This is a genomic window from Rhodocaloribacter sp., from assembly GCF_056451265.1.
The window spans coordinates 23,535-43,765 of the sequence record NZ_JBWOPL010000075.1 but is presented as its reverse complement, the minus strand read 5'-3'; the positions used below and the strand labels follow the sequence as shown (position 1 = coordinate 43,765).

9 protein-coding genes are annotated in these 20,231 nt (G+C 66.8%); 5 read left to right on the top strand and 4 right to left on the bottom strand.

The annotated features are described in order from the left end of the window. The first annotated feature begins 25 nt into the window (after positions 1 to 25). Positions 26 to 2,557 carry an efflux RND transporter permease subunit gene (locus AC1HIY_RS13755; protein ID WP_479577318.1) on the top strand — a complete coding sequence of 844 codons (2,532 nt, stop codon included), beginning with the start codon at positions 26 to 28 and terminating at the stop codon, positions 2,555 to 2,557. 31 nt (positions 2,558 to 2,588) lie between these two features. Here the strand turns inward: AC1HIY_RS13755 and AC1HIY_RS13750 are convergent, their stop codons facing one another. The 3 genes from AC1HIY_RS13750 to uvrA form a co-directional block, all read right to left on the bottom strand. Then, entirely contained in the window at positions 2,589 to 3,773 is a 1,185-nt protein-coding gene (locus tag AC1HIY_RS13750; protein WP_479577317.1) for a glycosyltransferase family 4 protein, read from the bottom strand. A gap of 30 nt (positions 3,774 to 3,803) precedes the next feature. Beyond that, positions 3,804 to 5,063 carry a glycosyltransferase family 4 protein gene (locus tag AC1HIY_RS13745; protein ID WP_479577316.1) on the bottom strand — a complete coding sequence of 420 codons (1,260 nt, stop codon included), beginning with the start codon at positions 5,061 to 5,063 and terminating at the stop codon, positions 3,804 to 3,806. 226 nt (positions 5,064 to 5,289) lie between these two features. Beyond that, positions 5,290 to 8,157, bottom strand: a complete 2,868-nt coding sequence (gene uvrA, locus AC1HIY_RS13740) for an excinuclease ABC subunit UvrA (protein WP_479577315.1) — start codon at positions 8,155 to 8,157, stop codon at positions 5,290 to 5,292. Between the two features lie 382 nt (positions 8,158 to 8,539). Between uvrA and AC1HIY_RS13735 the strand changes: the two genes are divergently transcribed. Together AC1HIY_RS13735 and AC1HIY_RS13730 are read left to right on the top strand one after the other, a co-directional pair. Further along, the gene (locus tag AC1HIY_RS13735; protein ID WP_479577314.1) at positions 8,540 to 11,260 is read left to right on the top strand and encodes a T9SS type A sorting domain-containing protein; all 2,721 of its coding nucleotides are present in this window, start codon (positions 8,540 to 8,542) and stop codon (positions 11,258 to 11,260) included. A gap of 218 nt (positions 11,261 to 11,478) precedes the next feature. After that, complete coding sequence (locus AC1HIY_RS13730) at positions 11,479 to 13,248, top strand: hypothetical protein (protein WP_479577313.1); 1,770 nt, start codon at positions 11,479 to 11,481, stop codon at positions 13,246 to 13,248. Positions 13,249 to 13,267: 19 nt separating this feature from the next. Here AC1HIY_RS13730 and AC1HIY_RS13725 read toward each other — a convergent pair whose 3' ends face one another. Further along, positions 13,268 to 16,483, bottom strand: coding sequence for an amidohydrolase family protein (locus tag AC1HIY_RS13725; RefSeq protein ID WP_479577312.1), 3,216 nt, complete (start codon positions 16,481 to 16,483; stop codon positions 13,268 to 13,270). Between the two features lie 196 nt (positions 16,484 to 16,679). Between AC1HIY_RS13725 and AC1HIY_RS13720 the strand changes: the two genes are divergently transcribed. Continuing rightward, entirely contained in the window at positions 16,680 to 17,933 is a 1,254-nt protein-coding gene (locus tag AC1HIY_RS13720; protein WP_479577311.1) for a PQQ-dependent sugar dehydrogenase, read from the top strand. Positions 17,934 to 18,066: 133 nt separating this feature from the next. Then, entirely contained in the window at positions 18,067 to 20,190 is a 2,124-nt protein-coding gene (locus tag AC1HIY_RS13715; RefSeq protein ID WP_479577310.1) for a BatA domain-containing protein, read from the top strand. The last annotated feature ends 41 nt before the right edge of the window (positions 20,191 to 20,231 follow it).

Here is a 20,231-nt window from a genome sequence, read left to right as displayed (position 1 = left end):
AGTTCATCGGTCAATCCTTGAATCCATGAATCGTTTCTTTCAGTCGCTTCGGCCCTTCATTCGCTTCGTAGTTCGGCACGCGGGGGTGGTGCTCGTGGTGGCGACGATGCTTTCGGCGCTCGGCCTCTACTTCGCCCGCAACCTGAGCATCGACACGAACCTCGCCAACCTCGTCCCTTCGGATTATCCAAGTGTACAGGCGCTCGAACGGCTGAAGGAGACCGTCGGGGCGGAGAGCGAGGTGGCAGTGGCCATCGAAAGCCCGTCCTTCGAAGCTAACAAAGCCTTCGCCGAGGCCCTCATCCCGCGCGCACTGGCGCTCCGGGGCGAGGGGCGCGATGAGCCGTACTTCAGCCGCGTCGAATACCGGAACGACGTCACCTTCCTCGAAAACAACGCCCTCTACTTCGCCACCCCCGAAGAACTCGACCAGCTCGAAGCCTATCTAAAGGACAAGATCGAGCAGGCGAAGCTGGAGGCCAACCCGTTCTATTTCGACCTCGAAGACGAGGATGAGACGGCGGAGCCGGACTCGGTGGGGGAGGAACTGAAGGCCGTCTACGATCAGATCGTCACGAAGGAATATCCCATCTCCGACGACAGCACCACGATGGTGCTCCGCTTCTATCCCACCGGCGCGCAGACGAACATCGGCTTCCTCGAAGACCTGTACCGCGACCTCGGTCGGCTCATCGAGGAGATGAACCCGCACGCCTATCATCCACAGATGAAGGTCACGCTCGCGGGGCGGCTCCTCCGGCAGCTCACCGAAGTCAAGGCCATCGAGGACGACGTGACGAAATCGTTCGGCGCGGGCGTGACGGCGGTGCTTTTGCTCGTCGTCTTATACTTCCTTTATAAGGGCTACCGGGCGCGGGCGGGCAAGACCTTCTCCGGGCGCATCCTGCTCTCCGAGCTGGCGCGCATGCCCGTGATGGCGCTCGTCATCGGGCTCCCGCTCCTGATGAGCCTTTCGTGGACGTTCGGCGTGGCCTACCTTGCCTTCGCCGAGCTCAACCTGATGACCTCGACGCTTGGGCTCGTCCTCTTCGGCCTCGGCATCGACTACGGCATCCATTTCTATGCGCGATACACCGAGGAGCGGGCGCAGGGGCACGGCGTGAGCGAAGCCGCCGAGATCACCTTCACGAGCACCGGGCAGGCCATCACCGTGGGCGCGCTGACGACGTCGCTGGGCTTGTACGTGCTCGTCATGGCCGACTTCAAGGGCTTCAGCGAGTTCGGCTTCATTGCCGGCACGGGCATCCTCCTGGCGCTCGTGGCCATGCTCGTGGTGATGCCGGCCCTCATCGCCGTGTTCGAGCGTGGGCGGCTGTTGCATCTCGACACGACCGTCGGCGGCGCGGGGGCGCTCGAGGCGTCGGGACGGCGTTTCCCGGCGGCGCGCCCCATCGTGCTGGCGAGTCTGGCGGCGGTCGTCGCGGCCGTCATGCTCCTTCCGCGCGTCGACTTCGAATATCAGTTCGGCAAGCTCGAACCCGTTTACACCGAGTACAATGCCCGCCGGGACATCGTGCGGCGCGTGTTCAAGCCCGGCAAATACCGCAACCCGGCGTACATCGTCCTCGATTCCCCCGAGGAAGCCCCGGCGGTGGTGGCGGCGCTCCGAAAGAAGATGGCGCAGGATACGCTCTCGCCCACCATCGGGCGCGTCGAGAGCCTGCAGGATCGCTTCCCGATGACGCCCGAGGAACAGCAGAAAAAGCTCGCCCGCATCGCCGAGATCCGAAAGCTCCTCGACGACCCCTTTCTCCGCGCCGAAGACTCGCCGGACCTCGAACGCTTGCGTCGGGCCGCGCAGACCCGCGCCCCCATCCGCATCGATCAGGTGCCCGACTTCCTCAAGAAACGCTTCAGTTCGAAGACAGGCGAGATCGGCAACTTCGTCATCATTTACCCCTCGGTGGGTCTCTCCGACGGGCGCATGTCGATGGCGTTCTCAGAGGACGTGGGGACGGTGGTGACGGACGACGGCAAGGTGTATCACGCCGGTTCCACGTCGCTCGTGGCGGCCGACATGCTCCGGCTCATGCAGGCGGAAGCGCCCGTGATGGTGGCGGCGACGTTCTTCATCGTGGTGTTGCTGATGCTGCTCAACTTCGGCTCGGTGCGGTGGGCGGCGCTCGCCATTCTCCCGCTCATCGTCGGCGTGCTGTGGATGCTTCTTTTGATGGAAGTCTTTGGCATGAAGCTCAATTTTTACAACATCATCGTCCTTCCCGCCATTCTCGGCATCGGCAACGACGCGGGGGTGCATATCGTGCATCGGTACCGCGAGGAGGGGCCGGGCTCGATCTGGCACGTGCTCCGCTCGAGCGGCGAACACGTGGCGATGGCGTCGATCACGACGATGATGGGCTTTGCCGGACTGCTGCTGAGTTTTCACCCCGGCCTTCGGAGCATCGGCGAACTGGCCGTGGTCGGCATCGGCGCGACGCTCGCGGCGGCGCTGGTTTTTCTTCCGGCGCTCCTTCAGTGGCTCGAAGACCGGAACGTCGCCGCGCATTCGGAGACCGCCGCGACGCCCGCCCCGTGAGGCGCTTCGGCGAACGAGACGGGAACCGCGTTCACGCCGCCAGCTCTTCTTCGACCTCCGAAAAGGAGGGGACGCCCGAGGTGAGGGTCCGGAGCACGTGCACGTGCCGGTCGGCGATGGCGGACCAGCAGAAGGTGTCGGCGGTGTATGCGGCGGCGCGGCGCGCGGCGTCTTCGAGGGCCGCCCGGTTGTGATAATACGCCATGATCGCTTCGGAGAACGCCCACGCGTTCCCGCTTTCGACGAGGTGTCCGTTGACGCCCTCCGCGATCACGTCGCGGATGCCTTCGAGGTTGGAGGCGATGGTGGGGAGGCCGCCGCCGAGGCCGGCTTCGAGCATCACCACGCCGAAGCCTTCGAGGTCGTCGCGGACGGGCACGTTGGGCATGACGAAGAGGTCTGCGCCGCGATAGAGCGTTTCCAGGGCTTCTTCCGAGACGCGCCCGAGCAGGCGCACCCGGTGTTCGAGGCCCCGCCGGGTGATGGCGGCCCGGATGTTTTCGGCTTCGGGCCCGTTCCCGGCGATCCAATAGTGCACGTCTTCGGGCAGGAGCGGCATCACCTCGTCGATGAACCAGGCGAAGCCTTTGCGCGGCACGTGGCGGCCGACACTGCACAGGAGCAGCCCGTCGGCGTCGAAGGGCGGGGTGAGGTCGGGAAAGGCCGTGCGGAGCTCCCGGCGCATCGCGTCGCGGTCGGCGAGGGGGCGAAAGCGCCGCATGTTGATGCCGTTCGGGATGACGTGGATTTTCTCCTCCGGCACGCCCCGCTCGCGGCACACCCCCGCGCTCGCGTGGCTGACGGGATGCACGGCGTCGAGCATCCCGAAGGCGCGGCGAACGGCCCGCTGATAGGGCAGAATCGGCGTGGTGACGTCGCGCCCGTGCACGATGGCGGCGGTGACGATGCCGTTCGCCTGAAGCAGACGCTTCGGGAGAAACATGAGGGCGGGCGTCACGATGGAAGAAAAAAGGATGGCGTCAATCTCGCGGCGCTCGGCGAGACGGCGGATGAGACGATGTCCCTTCGCCAGATAGCCGGGCCCCTCGATCCAGTGGCGCGTCCACGTTTTCTGGAGCAAATGCGCGGAGAGCTCGAGGTCGGTGCGTTTCTTGAGCGCTTCATAAAGCTCCGTCGCGACGCGCTGCATACCGCCCATGTTGGACAGCGGGCGGTCGGTGGGAGGGAACGAGTGGGAAACGAAGAGAAGGCGCAAGTGATTTCGATGGGTTGCGTTCGAAAAGGGTCAGAGGGCGCCGTGGAGGCGTTTGATTTGCCGGCGGACGGCGCGCGGCGAACGGTCTTCGGGCGACGCCGGGCGGAGGATCTCGTCATAATAGGCAAGCATGCGGCCCATGACGGCGTCCCAGTCGAACGACTGCGCGCGCGTCAGAGCGGCCTGCCCCATCTGACGCCGGAGCTCCGGGTCTTCCACGAGGTTGGTCACGTATTCGAGGAAAATGTCGGCGCGGTCCGTTTCGGCGAGGTAGCCCGTCTCGCCGTGGCGCACGAGGCTGTTCGAGCCGGGCGCGTCGGCGCACACGGCCGGCAGCCCCGAGGCCATCGCTTCGAGGGTCACGTTGCCGAACGTTTCGGTCGCACTCGGGAAGACGAACACGTCCGAGGAGGCATAGGCCCGCGCGAGGCTTTCGCCGGAGAGGTAGCCGGTGAAGAGGGTCTCGGGCAGCCGGGCTTCGAGCTCGGCCCGCGCCGGCCCGTCGCCGACGATCAGGCTGCGATGCCGGATCCCGCGCGCCTTCAGCCCTTCGATCACGCGGGCGAAGACGTCCGGACCTTTCTCCCAGACGAGCCGGCTGATGAAGCTGACCACCACCTCGTCGTCGGCGATGCCGAGCGACCGGCGCCACTCGAACGAACGGCGCGACGGATGAAAGAGCGCCGTGTCGACGCCGCGCGGCCACAGGCGGAAGTTGGCATGGATGCCCTGCGCCTTCAGCACATCGACCATCGCGGGCGTGGGGACGTACAGGTGGGCGCACCGGCGGTAATACCAGCGCAGCCAGACCCAGATGGGCCCGTCGAGCCACTCGATGTTGTAAAACTTGAGGTACGAGCTGAAGTGGGTGTGGTACGAAGAAACGATGGGCGTCTTCCAGAGCATGGCCATGCGCATGGCGTGCAGGCCGAGAAAGTCGGGGGTGGCGACGTGGAAGAGGGTGGGATTGAAGAGGCGAAGGGCCCGCCGCGCCGTCCGCGAAAGACCGAGCGAGACGCGGTATTCGCTTCGACCCGGCAGGGCGAACGAAGGAATCGGGATGAGCGTGCCGTGGTGCTGGATGGGCGGATGGTCGACGGTCGGAGCGAAGACTTCCACCTCGGCGCCGTGGTCTTCGAGATAGCGCACGAGCCGGTTCAGCGTCAGCGAGACGCCGTCGGCGATGTGGTTGTACGCGCCCGAGAAAAGCGCGATGCGCCTCGGCGTCTCGGAGGCGTCTCCGTGGTGATATGTCTCCGGCTTTTTGAACATGGTGGATCCAGACGTCACGGCGCGGTCGTCGGCAGGTCCCTCTGAACGAGCGATGGCAGGGAAGGTTTGGGGGCGCGGCCTGCCTCGGGCCCTTTTCGGGCACGGCTTAAGAGGGAATTCATGGGAACCTCGGGGAAAGCGGACGCCCGGCAATCCCTCATAGGTTTAGCATAGCCGCCGGGTATTACGAGAAAGTAACGGCGGCATCGGGAATTCTGCGAGGGGACGGACGTGGCGGGCAGGCTCACAGCACCTTCCGGAGGAACCGCCCGGTGTGGCTTTCCGGGTGTGCGGCGAGGGCCTCCGGCGTGCCCGCCGCCACCACGAAGCCGCCGCGCCGCCCGCCCTCGGGGCCGAGGTCGATCACGTAGTCGGCGGATCGGATCACGTCGAGGTTGTGTTCGACGATGAGGACCGAGTGCCCCGCCTCCACGAGCCGGTTGAAGGCGGCGAGGAGCTTGCGAATGTCGTCGAAGTGGAGGCCGGTCGTGGGCTCGTCGAAGATATAGAGCGTGTGCTCCTTCGTGCTTTTACCCAGGTGCGCGGCGAGTTTGATGCGCTGTGCCTCGCCGCCGGAGAGCGTGTTCGAGGGCTGCCCGAGCGTCAGATAGCCGAGGCCGATGTCCTGAAGCACCTTGAGTTTTTTCGAGAGGGCCGCCTCGTCCGCGAAAAACTCGACCGCCTCGTCTACGGTCATCTTGAGGATGTCGTCGATGTTTTTGCCCCGGAGCCGGATTTCGAGGATGTCCTGCTTGTACCGTTTGCCTTTGCACGCCTCGCACTCGAGGAAGAGGTCGGCCAGGAACTGCATCTCGATGCGCACGACGCCCTCGCCCTGGCACACCTCGCACCGTCCGCCGGGCACGTTGAACGAGAAGTACCCCGGCTTGTATCCCCGGATGCGCGCCTGATAGGTGTTCGCGAGGAGCGCGCGGACGGCGTCGAAAGCCTTGATGTACGTGACCGGGTTTGAACGGGGCGAGCGGCCAATGGGGCTCTGATCGACCATCTCCACCTGATCGACGAGCATGTGCCCGCGCAGGGCGTCGTGCGCGCCCACCTTCTGTCCGTCGGACTGGCCCTTGAGGCGGCGCAACGCCCGGTAGAGCGTGTCGTGCACGAGCGTCGACTTGCCGGAGCCGCTCACGCCGGTGACGCACGTGATGAGGCCGAGCGGGAAGTCGACGTCGAGCCGCTTGAGGTTGTGCTGGCGTGCGCCTTCGAGTCGGAGGACGAAGGCCTCATCGACGGGGCGGCGCCTCGTCGGTGTCTCGATTTTTTTTCGGCCGCTCAGGTACGCGCCCGTGAGCGAGGCTTCGTCCCGCATCAGCTCATCGTACGTGCCCTGAAAGACGAGCGCCCCGCCGAGCCGCCCGGCGCCGGGGCCGAGGTCCACGATCTGGTCGGCGCGGCGCATCATCTCGGCCTCGTGCTCGACGACGAGCACGGTGTTGCCGATGTCCCGGAGGTGTTCGAGGATGCGTATGAGCCGGTCCGTGTCGCGCGGGTGGAGCCCGATCGACGGCTCGTCGAGCACGTAGAGCGAGCCGACGAGCGAGGAGCCGAGCGATGTGGCCAGGTTGATGCGCTGGCTCTCTCCGCCGGAGAGCGTCTGCGAGAGCCGGTCGAGCGAGAGGTAGTCGAGACCGACTTCGACGAGGTACCGGAGGCGCTTTCGAATCTCTTCGAGCACGCGCCCGGCGACGGCTTCCTCGTGCGGCGTGAGCGTGAGCTCCTCGAAGAACGCGCGGGCATCCTGGGACGTCAATTCGCTTATCTCGCCGATGTGGAGCCCGCCCACCTTCACGTAAAGCGCCTCTTTCCGCAGCCGGTAGCCGTGGCACTCCGGGCAGCGCGTATAGCCCCGGAAGCGGGCGTGATAGATGCGGTAATGCATCTTGTAGGCGTGCCGCGCCAGAAAACGGAAGAACCCGTGGATGCCGGCATAGTCGCCTTTCCCTTCCCACACGAGCTCTTTCTCCCGCTCCGAGAGCCGACGGTACGGCGCGTCGATGTCGATGCGTTCCTCGGCGGCTACCCGGATGAGGTCGCGGAAGTATGCGTTCCACTGTTCGGTGCGGAAAGGGGCGATGGCGCCCTGCCGGATGGAGAGGTCGGGGTTCGGGATGATGAGGTCCGGATCGAGACCGGGCACGCGCCCGAAGCCCTGACATGCCGGGCACGCGCCGACGGGGCTGTTGAAAGAGAAGAGATGGGGCGTCGGCGCTTCGAAACGCATCCCGTCGCGCTCGAAGAACTCGCTGAAGTCAAGGCGGGGGCCGCCTCCGGCCACGAGCGCGACGCACCGCCCGCCGCCTTCGCGGAAGGCTTGCTCCACCGAGTCGGCGATGCGGGTAAGGGCGGCCTCGTCGCCTTTCTTCATCGCGAGGCGATCCACGAGCACGAACAGCCGCTCCCGCGCGATGCGCACCTTCTCCGGCGGCGTCTCATTCAGGTCGATGACCGTTTCGGTCTGTCCCGCCTCGGCTTTCTTCTCCGTCGGAAGCGCCACGAGGCGGAAGAAGCCGCGCTGCCGGAGCACTTCGAGTTCCTTTTTGACGGAGCTTTTCTTGTGGGCGGGGAAGGGGAAGCACAGGTAAAAGCGGGCTCGGTCGTCGAGCGTGGCGGCGAGCGTCTCAGCCGCGGAACGGGGCGAGTCCTTCGTCACCGGCTCCCCGCTCACGGGCGAGATCGTCGTGCCGATGCGGGCGAAGAGCAGGCGGAGGTGATCGTAGATCTCAGTCTGCGTGGCGACGGTCGAGCGCGGGTTCTTCGAGGTGGTCTTTTGCTCGATGGCGATGGCCGGGGCGAGCCCCGTGATGAGGTCCACGTCCGGTTTGTCCATCCGTTCGAGGAACTGCCGGGCATAGGCGCTCAGGCTCTCGACGTACCGCCGCTGCCCCTCGGCATAAATGGTGTCGAACGCGAGCGAGCTTTTGCCCGAGCCGGAAGGACCGGTGAAGACGATGAGCGTGCCCTTCGGAAGGTCGAGGTTGAGGTTTTTGAGGTTGTGCTGGCGCGCGCCCCGGATGACGATGTGGCGGCGGGGTGCAGGGCGCGGGGCCGCGCCGTTGGCGGCGGCGGGCGCGGCAGCGGAGGGGGGATGGGGCATCGGCGCGAAGAGCTGGTGCGTGCGAGAAAAGACCGTCGCACGTATACGTCCATGTGCGAAGCATGTGCCCGGCGCGCGCGGGAAAAATCGGGGGGCGAAGAGGACGGCTAAAGTGTCCGGCATATTGGACGATGTCAGGCTCAGATGCCTTGAAAAAACTTGAAAAGAGGCCTCATTGCCGGACGCCGTTTCTGGATAACTCTGGTCGTCCCCGCTGATTCTTCCGGTGGTCTGTCCGTTCCTCGCTTCGGGTGTTAACGCATGCGTTCGCGCTTCGGAGCCGGGGCGGACCCTGTCTGTGCCGGATGAGCAACGCGGGTGCGCCGGGAGACCGGAAAGGACACAACCCGGCATTTCATCAGGAAAAGACAGGGTCAAAATCATGCATATACGGATACGAATGGCGGCGCTTCTGCTCGCCGCAAGTGTGTTTCATACCGCATACGGACAGTTGGGGGCCGCCACGACGGAAGCCGTTTACGGCGGGCGCGTCAACTGGGTCGACGCGGTGGACCTGGGGAGCGTCACCCGGATTTTCATCTCCACCGAGAGCGCCAATTCCATGTTCTGGACGGACGTGACGCCGACCGACGCCACGACGATTTCGGGCTCGTACGGCTTTCAACCCGTGCTCGCCTTCGATGCGAACGACGGCTTCGGGTCGGGAATCAGCCGCTTTGCCGGACACGGGACCTCCGGGTGGGTCTACGTGATCGACGCCGCCGGGGCGCTCTATGGCACGGACCCCGCCGACGTCTCGCGCACGACGCTGGCTTCCGTCGGCGTATCGACCGTGGCCGTGGAAGGGGATCAGATCTTCTTCGTGGCGCAGGGCGGCAGCGGCGGCTTCACGCTGGAGGGCGGCACGCTCGATGCCTCCGGCGCCTACACGTCGTCCGGGCCGGGGCTCGACCTCGCTGCCTGCGGCTTCACCACGGCGCCGACCCGCCTGGTCGTCAGCCCCGCCGATAGCACGCTGTACTTTTTCGCCGAGGGGGTGCCCGGCGGCGCGCCCGCCCTGTGCAAATCCTCCGACGCCTATAACCTCATCTCCGGTACGACCACCTTCAGCGCCCTTTCCGTGACCGGCGTCACCACCGAGAGCGGACAGACCTATTCGGCCTTCGGAATGGGACCCGACGGGCGAATCTTCGTGGGGCGCACCACGGGCTCGGCTCCCGGCACGAAATACATCGCCTATTCCGACGATGACGGGGGCTCGTGGACCAACTTCGACACGGGCGTGACGGGCGTGGCCGGGTCGAACATCGCGGCCTCCGGCCCCGGCCCGTACACCGTGTACTTCGGCACGGCCGTGAGCACGGGAAGCGGCGCTTCCGGCACCTGGTCGGGCATGCCCACGGTCGGCTCTCCGACGCAGCCGCATCCCAACGACGGCGTCACGGTCATCGACCCGAACAACGGCTCGGTCGCCTATCTGACCACCGACGTCGCCTTCGGCATGACCCCGGACGACGGGCAGAACCTGATGGATCTGATCGACGGCATCGTGGCCGTACAGGTGAACGACTTCGACATGGACGCGGGGAAGACGTACGGATGGCTGGCCGCGAAGGCGGGCATCTTCCACGTCGCAGACTATGCGACGGCCTCCGAGACGTGGTCGCATGCGTTCCCCAACAGCGACGGCTCGCCGTACTACGCCATCGCCATGGATCCGTCCGACGCCGCCGGACAGACGGCCTATGCGGGGAACACCCGCGTCTATAAGACCTCCGACGGAGGGAGCACGTGGACGCGCCTCTTTGCCATCGAAGACAGCGGGTATCAGGGCGGGCAGTTCTCCTTCAGCTCGTTCATCGACGCCGTCGCCGTGCATCCGAACGATCCGAGCGTCGTCTTCGTCGGGATCCACTCGCCCGACAGCGGCGTCCGGGGCGGCATCTATTACACCGAAGACGGCGGCGCGACGTGGACGCAGGTGTCCACGGACGTCGGCGGCACGACGTACAACGTAGAGGTGACGGACCTGCTGCTCGTCCCCGGTACGGGCAGTGACGCGACGGTCTACGCGGCCAGCGAATACGTCAGCGACGGCACGACGTCGGGCTACGGCGTCAAGGTCGTCGACTACGCGGCGGGCTCGGGCGTCACGTTTACCAACGACATGAACGGCGCCTCGGGCGTCATCACGAACTTCGGCGGGGCCGACCTCGCGGTCAACGATGCGGACGGATCCGTGTGGACCTGCGGGCAGAACAGCGCCGGGGAGCCGCGCGTGTACCGCCTCGCCTCGGGGAGCGCCACGTGGGAAATGATGCCCACGGCGGGATTGCCGACGTCCCCCGGATGCACGGCGCTGACCATCGGCCTGGACGCCGGCGGCAACAAGGCTCCATACATCGCCGTCGGGGAGCAGGTGTATTACAACCCCGTCGAGGGCTCCGGCGACGATGAGACCACCGGAAGCTGGATGGCCGACCCGGCGCTGACCTATCCGGCGGGCATGGAGATCAACGTGCTCTTCTGGGACGAGCTGCTCGTGGGCACGGGCGCGGGGCTGTACGGGCACGACGAGAGCGCGCCGCTGCCCGTCGAGCTGGCATCGTTCGAGGCCGCGGCCGACGGAGACGACGTCGCGCTCACGTGGACCACCGCCTCCGAGACGAACAATGCGGGCTTCGAGGTGCAACGCCGAGACGACGGCTGGCGGACGCTCGCCTTCGTCGAGGGCTACGGCTCCACCGCCGGGCCGCACACCTACCGCTACCGCGTCACGGCGCTGGACCCCGGCACGCATCGCTTCCGCCTCAAACAGGTCGACTTCGACGGACGCTTCCGTCTGAGCCCGGAGGTCGAGGTGCGCGTGGCTCTGCCCGACGCCTTCTTCCTGGCGGCGTACCCGAACCCGTTCAATCCGGAGACGACGCTTCGGCTGGCCGTGCCCGAGACGCAGCGGGTGCGCGTGGCGGTCTACGATCTGCTGGGCCGCCGCGTGGCGCTGTTGTATGCGGGCCGTCTCCCCGGCGGAGAAACGCAGACGTTCCGCTTCGACGGCGAGGGCTTCCCGAGCGGGCTCTACGTGATCCGTGTGGACGGCGAGCACTTCCACACCGCGCGCACCGTCACACTCGTGAAGTGAGCCCGCCCGACACGGCCCTTGCGGCCTCTTCGCGGCCCGCGTTCCGGTGTGAGCGCGGGCCGCACGCCGTTCGGAAAAACGGATAGATCGCCCCGTTTGTTGAAAACCTGGATTTTGATCCCTGAATCGACTATTGTGTTTTGTGATAAATAGAGGACGCTGAGTTCGCGCGACGTGCCTCTTCCGATGGTTTTCCTCCCCACCAAAACCTTACGGACATGTGTGAACTCAGCATCACCGGCGTGGTCGGCATGCACCTTCCGCCGGACGAGCACCCGATACGCATCGAGGTCACGGGAACGGCCACGGATTGCGAGGCGGTTCAGGTTACGATCAACGATGCCGGGCCGGTAACGGTCGACGTGCCCGGTGGTAACGGCGCGTGGACGGCGGTTTTCACGGAGGGCGCCGAATACCCGGTTCAGGGCTTTCGATGCGGCGAAGCGCTCAAGGTGCGGGCTTCGTGCAAAGAAGGCGACTGCCCGGCGGCCGAATGGAACGAGGCGCTCGTATGCCGTCCCGAAGACGCGCCGTGCCCGTCGGTGACGCTGGAGATGACGGACGTCGCGACGGAGTGTGGGCCGGAGGGCGCGTATGCCGTCACGCTCCAGGCCACCGTCACGGGTGCGCCGCCCGATACGGTCTATGACTGGGACTTCGGCAACGGGGAGGACGAGGCGGAGCTGCTCACCACGCCCGTGATGTCGCGCACGGTGCCTTATGCGCCCGGCGGCCCCTATACCTCCACGTTCGGCTTCATCCTCCCGCAGGGATGCGCCTCCGCGAGCCTCGAGGTCGGACCGTTCGACCCGTGTCCGCTCGAATGTCCTGCGGCGACCGTCGAGGTGCTCGACGTGGCCGAAGCCTGTGTGGACGGCGCCCGCGCGGTCACGCTTCGCTTCACCGTCACCGGCGGGAACGAGACGACGGTGGCGTACCTCGACTTCGGCGACGGGACGAACAGCCCGCCCGTGGTCGCCGCGCCGGGCGAGACGGTTGCCTCCGAGGAGGGGCTCGACGACCCGATCACGCACGCGTACGAGGCGCCCGCCGAAGGGCTGCCCCCGGCGACGTACACGCCGCAGGTCGTCTTTTCGCCGCCGTTCGACGATTGCCCGCCCGTCCCCCTCGATCCGCCCCTTTCCATCGAGCCGTGCGCGCCGGAGTGCGAGCGGCATCGTGTGGAGCGCCTGCGCGTGGAGGTGGGCGCGTGTGAAGGCGAACGCCGCCCGGTCACGGCGACGGTTGCGGTCTCGGGAGACGAAGCCCCGGCGTCGTTTCAATGGACGTTCTCCGACGGCGCGGAGGAGACGACGACGGAGGACCACGCGACCCACACCATGGACGCCGCGGAGACGACCGGGGCGTCGGTGGCGGTGCTCGTGACGTGGCCCAACGGCTGCACCGACCTCGCTACGGAAGCGTTCACCCTCGAAGCATGCGCGCCCGCTCCTGATGAGAACGGCGACGGTGGCGATGGCGACGACAGTGACAGTGGCGGCGATGGCGACGGTGATGGAGGAGATGGGCCTCCTCCGCCGGGGCCGATGCCTCCGTGGTGCGAGTTTTTGCGCATCCTGGGGCTGATCCTGCTGATCGTCGGGCTGGTGCTGATCTTCGGAGGCGCGTGTTCCTCGAACGTTCCGGTGGCCGTGCTGGGCGGTGTGCTGGCCGTGGCGGGAGCCGCGCTCCTCATTGCCTGGGCGATCCTGTGCGCGGGCTTCGCGGGCGGCTGCCGGCTGCTTCAGCAGCTCCTCGAACTGCTGAGCTTCGTCGAGATCGGGCTCACCATCGTCGCCATCATTTTCGGCATTCTATCCATCTTTGAGATCGGCCTCCCATGCCTGATCGGTACGGTCATCGACTGGGGCATCGTCGGGGCGCTCATTGCCGTGCTGACACTGATCTTTGCCCAGCTCCGGTGCCGGTTTCGCCCACCCACGCTGCTCGATCGTCTCCTCGCGATGATCGGCCTCGGGGGAGGTTGAGCGTCCGGGTCGGGATTCGTCAGCGGGCCCAGATGAAACGGTCGTCGAGGCCGTCTTTCTGCCAGTAGAACGGCTTGCGTGCGCGCGGGTGGTTGCCGATCTCGTTCATCGTCTCGGCTTCGAAGAGGCGCCCGTTCGCCATCACGTACCGGATGTTCTCGGTCTGCCGGATGTCTTCGAGCGGGTTGCCGTCGAGGACGATGAGGTCGGCGAGTTTGCCCGGTTCGAGCGTGCCGAGGTCGGCGTCGAGGCCGAGGTATTCCGCGCCGGAGAGGGTGGCCGCGCGGAGCGCCTCGTGGTTGGTCATGCCGCCCTGGACGAACGTCCACAGCTCCCAGTGCGCCGCGAGGCCCTGAAGCTGCCCGTGCGCGCCGAGTTGCACCTTGCCGCCCCGGTCGATGAGCGCCTTCGCGCTCCGGGCCACGGTGAGGTGTGCATACTCTTCTTCGGGGACCATCGTCGGGCGGCGGGCGCGGGCGTCGAGCGCCGGGCGCGGATAAAAATTGAGCAGGCGCGGCCGGTCCCACACCTTCGTGTGCTCGTACCAGTAATACTCGCCCGAGGGGCCGCCATAGTTCACCACGAGCGTCGGCGTATAGCCCACCGTGGTGGCGGCCCACAGCGACAGCGCGTCGTGGTATAACGGCGCGACGGGGAGGTTGTGCTCGATGCCCGTGTGGCCGTCGAGGATCATGGTCAGGTTCGTGAAGAACGTCGAGCCGCCTTCGGGCACGACGAGCATCTCGTATTCGCGGGCCGCCTTCAAAATCTGCTGGCGCTGTTCGCGGCGGGGCTGGTTATAGCTTTTGACCGAGAATGCGCCGACGGCCTTCATCCGGCGGAGGTGCGAGCGCGCATCGTCGAGGCTGTTGATGACGGCCTTGAAGTCGCCGTCCGCGCCGTAGAGGATCGTGCCGGTGGAGAAGATGCGCGGTCCCACGATCTCGCCCGCTTTGACGAGTTCGGACTGGCTGAAGACGAACGCGGTGTTCGCCGAGGGGTCGTGTGAGGTGGTCACGCCATAGGCGAGGTTGGCATAATACGTCCAGTTTTGCCGGGGCGAGGGGCCGGAGAAGAAGTGGTTCGCGTGGGCATGCACGTCGATGAGGCCGGGCATGATGGTCTTGCCCGCCGCGTCGATGACGGCGGCTCCGGCGGGCACGGCGACGGCGTCCACCGGGCCGACGGCGGTGATGCGATTGCCCTCGACGACGACCGTGCCGCGCGCGATGACCTCGTCCCCGTTCATCGTGATGAGGCGCGCGCCCACGAGCGCCACCGCGCCCGAAGGCGCGTCCGTGGGCGCCGTGAGGCCGATCTTCACGCCCGTCGTGTCGATGGGGGGCAACGCCTCCGGCGCGCCTTCGACGAACGTGAAGCTGTCCTTCAGATCACGCGTGAAGTATTCGGGGCCGAGCACCCAGTGGAGCCGCCGGCTGTCGGCGGACCAGTGGAGGTACAGCCCGGCGTCCCGCGTGACCCGGGTGAGGGGGATGGCCTTCGTATCTTTGTTCAGGTCGATGGCCTTGCCCGTCTTCGGTAGCGGGGCGATGTACGCGTTGAAGAGCTCGGTGAAAGCCACCCATTGCCCGTCCGGGCTCGGCACGACGCGGGTGACGTACTTGAGGTTGAAGAGCGTGCGCTCGTCGCCGCCGTCGAGGCGGACGCTCTTGTAGTGCTTGTCGAGGCCGCCGCCTTCCATGAAGAAGATGCGCGTGCCGTCGGTGTTGAAACGGGCGTCATAGCCGCGCTCGCGGATGCGCGTGCCCGCGCCGCCGGAAGCATCCATCCAGTACAGCCCCGGCTCGACGCCGTACACGTAGCCGAGGAGCGCATTGCCCGTACCGCGCCGGTAGACGATCTTTGCGCCGTCGGGTGAGAAACGCGGTTCGTGGTAGTAACCGGGGCGTGTGGTCAACGTCTGCCGCTCGCGCCCGTCGAGGCGCACCTTGCGGATCGCGCCGAGGGCGTCGTCGTCCCACGTGGTATACACGACCCACTGCCCGTCGGGGCTGAAGTCGGGCGCGTATTCGAAGACGTCGTCGTTCGTGAGGCGTTCGGGCGCGCCGCCGGGGAGGGCCTTTTTCCACAGATGGCCGACGGCGTGAAAGACGAGCGTCCGGCCGTCGGGTGAGGTGGCGGCGTCGCGGATCATCTTCGCCTCGAACACCGGCGGGGCGACCTCGTGCGAGAAGTGCACGGCCTCGGTGAGGGTCTGTTCCACCTCGGCCTCGAACGGGATCTCCGTCGCGGCCCTCGCGGCCAGGTTCACGTTCCAGAGTTTCCCCTGTGCCCAGAGGATCACGTTCCGGCTGTCGGGCGTCCAGTCGAAGGCGGGATAGACGCCGAAGATGGCCCACGCCTCCTGCTGATCGTGGCTGAGCCCGTCGAAGATCGGACGCTGAGCGCCGGTTTCGAGGTCATACACGTAGAGCACGCTCTTGCCGCGCACGCGCCGCACGAAGGCGACGTGCTTGCCGTCGGGTGAGGGCTGTGGACGCACGGAGCCGCCGTTGCCGGTGATGAGGTTCTTGATCTCGCCCGTCTCCCGGTCGAGGCGGCGGATGACGTAGATCTGTCCGTTCGGGTCCTTGTTATACTGAAAGAACGGGCCGGGGCTCACGTCCTCGCTGAAGTACACGTACCGTCCGTCGGGGCTGAGGGCGATCTCGTTGCCCTGATCCTGCTGGTCGTTCTTGCGCTGGGTGAGCTGAAGGCCGGCGCCGCCGGTGACGTGATACATCCATACCTCGCCCGCGCCGAGCGAGCGCGTGGAGGTGAAGTGTTTCCGGCCGAGGAGATATTCGCCGTCGGGCGTCCATGCGGGACCGTTGACGAGGCGGAACGTCTCCTTCGTCACCGCATGGGCGTCGGAGCCGTCGGCGTTCATGACCCACAGGTTGTCGGCGCCGCCGCGGTCGCTCGTGAAGGCGATGCGCGCGCCGTCGGGGCTGAAGCGCGGCTGCACGTCGAAGGCCGGGCCGCTCGTCAGCCGCGTGGCTTTGCCGCCGGAGACGGGGAGCGTATAGAGGTCGCCGAGCAGGTCGAAGACGAGGGTCCGCCCGTCGGGGCTGACGTCGAGGTTCATCCATGTGCCCTCGGTGGTGGTGAAGGCGACGGTCTTCGTCGGGCCGTGGGCGGCGGCGACGTCCCACGCCTCGTCGGCGTCCTGCGCGAGGGCGGGGGCAAGGAGCAACAGGAATGGGAAAAGGAGGAGAAGGAGGCGGTTGCGCATGACGGTCGGATCGGATGGCGAGGGAGGCGTGTGCGGCGCAAACTACGGCGGCTTCGCCGGAGGAGCAATCGCCCGTGCGTCGCGTTGGTACGTTTGTGAGGTTGCGCGTTAAAACCGTTGAAGATCCCTTCGTATTCCGCAGCCCGTATCCCGTCCGCATCATGAAACACGCAAGCATTCCCATCCCTGCATGCTCATGACCCGACGACCCAAAGCCCGAACGTTTCCCCGCCTCTTCGCTCCGGCGTTCGTCGTCCTCGCGATGACGGCTTTCGGGTGCGGGTCGTCGCCGGAGGAGGAGATCGTGGAGGGCGGGCCGCCGTCGGAGGAGGAGATCTTCGAGGGTGAGACGCCGGGGGCGTTGACGCTCGAAGCGGCGTTCCCGAACCTGCGCTTCACGCGCCCCGTCGATCTTCAGCACGCGGGCGACGGCTCCGGGCGGCTCTTCGTCGTCGAGCAGGCGGGCGTCATCCGGGTCATCCGCCTCTTCGAGGACGGGGACGGCGTCGCCGTCGCGGAGGTCTTCCTCGACATCCGCGCGCGGGTCAACGACCGGAGCAATGAGAAAGGGCTCCTCGGCCTCGCCTTCCACCCGAACTTCGCCGAGAACGGGTTCTTCTTCGTCGATTATACGGCGTCCGAGCCGGAGCGGACGGTGGTGGCGCGGTACACGGTCGATCCCGCCGACCCGTCGCGCGCCGACCCCGCGAGTGAGACGGTGATCCTCGAAGTGGCGCAGCCGTTCAATAACCACAACGGCGGGCAGATCGCCTTCGGGCCGGACGGCTACCTCTACGTCGCCCTCGGCGACGGCGGCAGCGGCGGCGATCCGCAGGGCAACGGGCAGAACCGCGGTACGCTCCTCGGTGCGCTCCTCCGCATCGACGTGGATGCGCCCGATCCGGGGCGCGCCTACGGCATTCCGCCGGACAACCCGTTCGTCGGCGCGCTGTGCGGCCCGCTCGGATGCCGGGAGGAGATCTTTGCTTACGGGTTCCGCAACCCCTGGCGCTTCAGTTTCGACCCCGAAACCGGCCGGCTGTGGGCCGGCGACGTGGGGCAAGGCGACTGGGAGGAGATCGACCTCGTGGAGAAGGGGCGGAACTATGGGTGGAACGTGATGGAGGGCGACCACTGCTTCAACCCGCCCGACGGATGCGACCCGTCCGGACTGACGCCGCCCGTGTGGGAATACGGGCACGACGTGGGCGCGGCCGTCACCGGCGGCTACGTCTATCGCGGGACGAGCGCGCCCGGGCTTGCGGGCAAATACGTGTATGCGGACTTCGGCTCCGGCCGCATCTGGGCGCTCACGTACGACGGCGAGAAGGCTTCGAATGAAGAGCTTTTCGACACCACGCTCGCCATTGCCTCTTTCGGCGTGGGGGAAGACGGCGAGCTGTACCTGTGCGCCTTCGACGGCCGTATCTATCGCTTCGCCGAGCGGTGACCGCCCCGTCGGTTTGCCTGTGGAACAGTGGCGCGGTGCTTCCGTAGCACGCTATCCGCCTCATCCGCCCCTATCCGGTTCAAAGTTCGAAGGTTGAGCACTGCGGGCGTTGAACCATGAAAAGCAAAACTTTATGACGTTTCTCAACCCGCTGCTTCTGTTCGGTCTGGCGGCGGCGGCGATCCCGCTGATCATCCACCTGTTCAACTTCCGTCGTCCGAAGAAGGTGGATTTCAGTTCGCTCGCCTTTTTGAAAGAGCTGCAGAAGACGACGATGCAGCGTGTGCGGATCAAGCAGTGGCTGCTGCTGGCGCTTCGCACGCTGGCGATTGCGTGCCTCGTGCTCGCCTTTGCGCGTCCGACGCTCACCGGCGGTCTGGCCGGAACGCTTGGCGGGCGGGCGCCCGCCTCGGCCGCCGTCGTGCTCGACAATTCACTCTCGATGACCCTCCGCGACGCGCAGGGCGGCTATCTCGATCAGGCGAAGGCCCTTGCCACGGGCATCATCGACCAGATGGAGCCGGGCGATGCGACGACGATCCTCACGACGGCGGATCACACGCTCGCCGACCCCGTTGCCTATCAGAACCGGGGCCCCGCCCGCGACGCCGTCGAAGCGGTGACGGCGGCTTCCGGCGCTTCCACCGTTTCCCGGACGCTGGCCCGGGCGGCGGCGCTCCTCGCCTCCGCGCCGAACCTCAACCGGGAGGTGTACGTCCTCTCCGACCTTCAGGCGAGCACCCTGGTCGACTCGGGCGCGACGGCCGTGCCCGAGGGCGTCCGCGTGGCGCTTCTGCCGGTGGGCGCCCGCGCCTACGATAACGTGGCCGTCACCGACGTGCGGGTGGTCAGCCGCATCGTCGAGGCGGGGCAGCCGGTGCGTATCGAGGCGATCCTGGTGAACTACGGCGCCGCGCCCGTCGAGGGGTACGTGGCGAGCGTCTACCTCGAAGGCGAGCGCGTGGCGCAGGCGTCCGCCGACCTCGCGCCCGGCGCGTCCGCGAAGGTGTCGTTCGCCGCCACGCCGAAGCGGCACGGCTGGCTGGCCGGCCTCGTGCAGATCGAGGACGACGGCTTCGAATATGACAACGTGCGCTATTTCACACTGAACGTGCCGGAGCGGCGGCACGTGCTCATCGTGCGAGGCGAGGGACAGCGCACCGACTTCATCGAACTGGCCCTCTCGCCCGAACTGGCCCGCAACCGTGTGATCTTCGAGGCCGACACGGTCCCGGAAAATGCCCTGGCAGCGACGGGGCTGGGCGCGTACGACGCCGTCGTGCTGGTGGGCCCGCGCACGCTCTCGAGCGGCGAGGTCGCTTCGCTGGCGCGCTACGTGGCGGAAGGCGGCGGGCTGATGCTCTTCCCGGGCGCGGGCGCGCAGGCGGCAGACTACAACGCCCTTTTCGCCGCTCTTGGAGGAGGGCGATTCACCGGCTTCAGCGGCACGCTCGGGCCCGGACAGGCCATCGCCGCTTTCGACCGCGTGGACCTCGAACATCCGCTCTTCGAGGGCGTCTTCGAGCCGTCCGCCGCGCGCCGGGAACAGACCGTGGAAAGCCCCGAGATCTACTTCGCGATGGATTATGCGCCCGGCAGCGCCGGAGAACAGACGCTCATCCAGCTCTCGAACGGCAAACCCTTTCTGGAAGAGCTCCGGCACGGGCGCGGCGCGGCGTTCCTCCTGACGGTCGCCCCCGACCCGCGATGGAGCGACCTGCCGGTGCGGGGACTCTTCATCCCGCTCCTCTACCGGTCGATGTACTATCTCTCCGCCGGAGAGACCACCGCGGGCGAGCAGTTGACGGTGGGGACGGCGGGAACGCTGCGGCTGGCGGGGGCGCCGGAGAACGAGCCGCTCCACCTCGTCGCGCCCGACGGAGAGGCCTTCACGCCCGAGCAACGCACCCTCTTCGGCGCGGTGCTGCTTCAGACCGACGCCACGATCCGCCTGCCCGGCGTATATGACGTGAAAGCGGGCGAAACGCTGGTCCGACGCGTCGCGTTCAATGTGGACAACCGGGAGTCGGACCTCCGTCGTCTCGACCCCGCGGCCGCCGCCGGGCGTCTCTCGGAGGCAACCGGCGTGCGCGTACGCGTGCTCGACGTGGCCGATGCCGCCGGCGTGGCCGATGCCCTCGTAGAGGAGCGAACGGGCGTCGAACTGTGGAACGTCTTTTTGCTGCTCGCGTTGGTATTTTTAGTCGCCGAGATGCTTGTCGCCAAACAATGGCGGCCGGAGACCGTATCCGCCTGAGAATCCGTCTGCGCAGGGCGATCATCCGCCCGCGCAGGCCC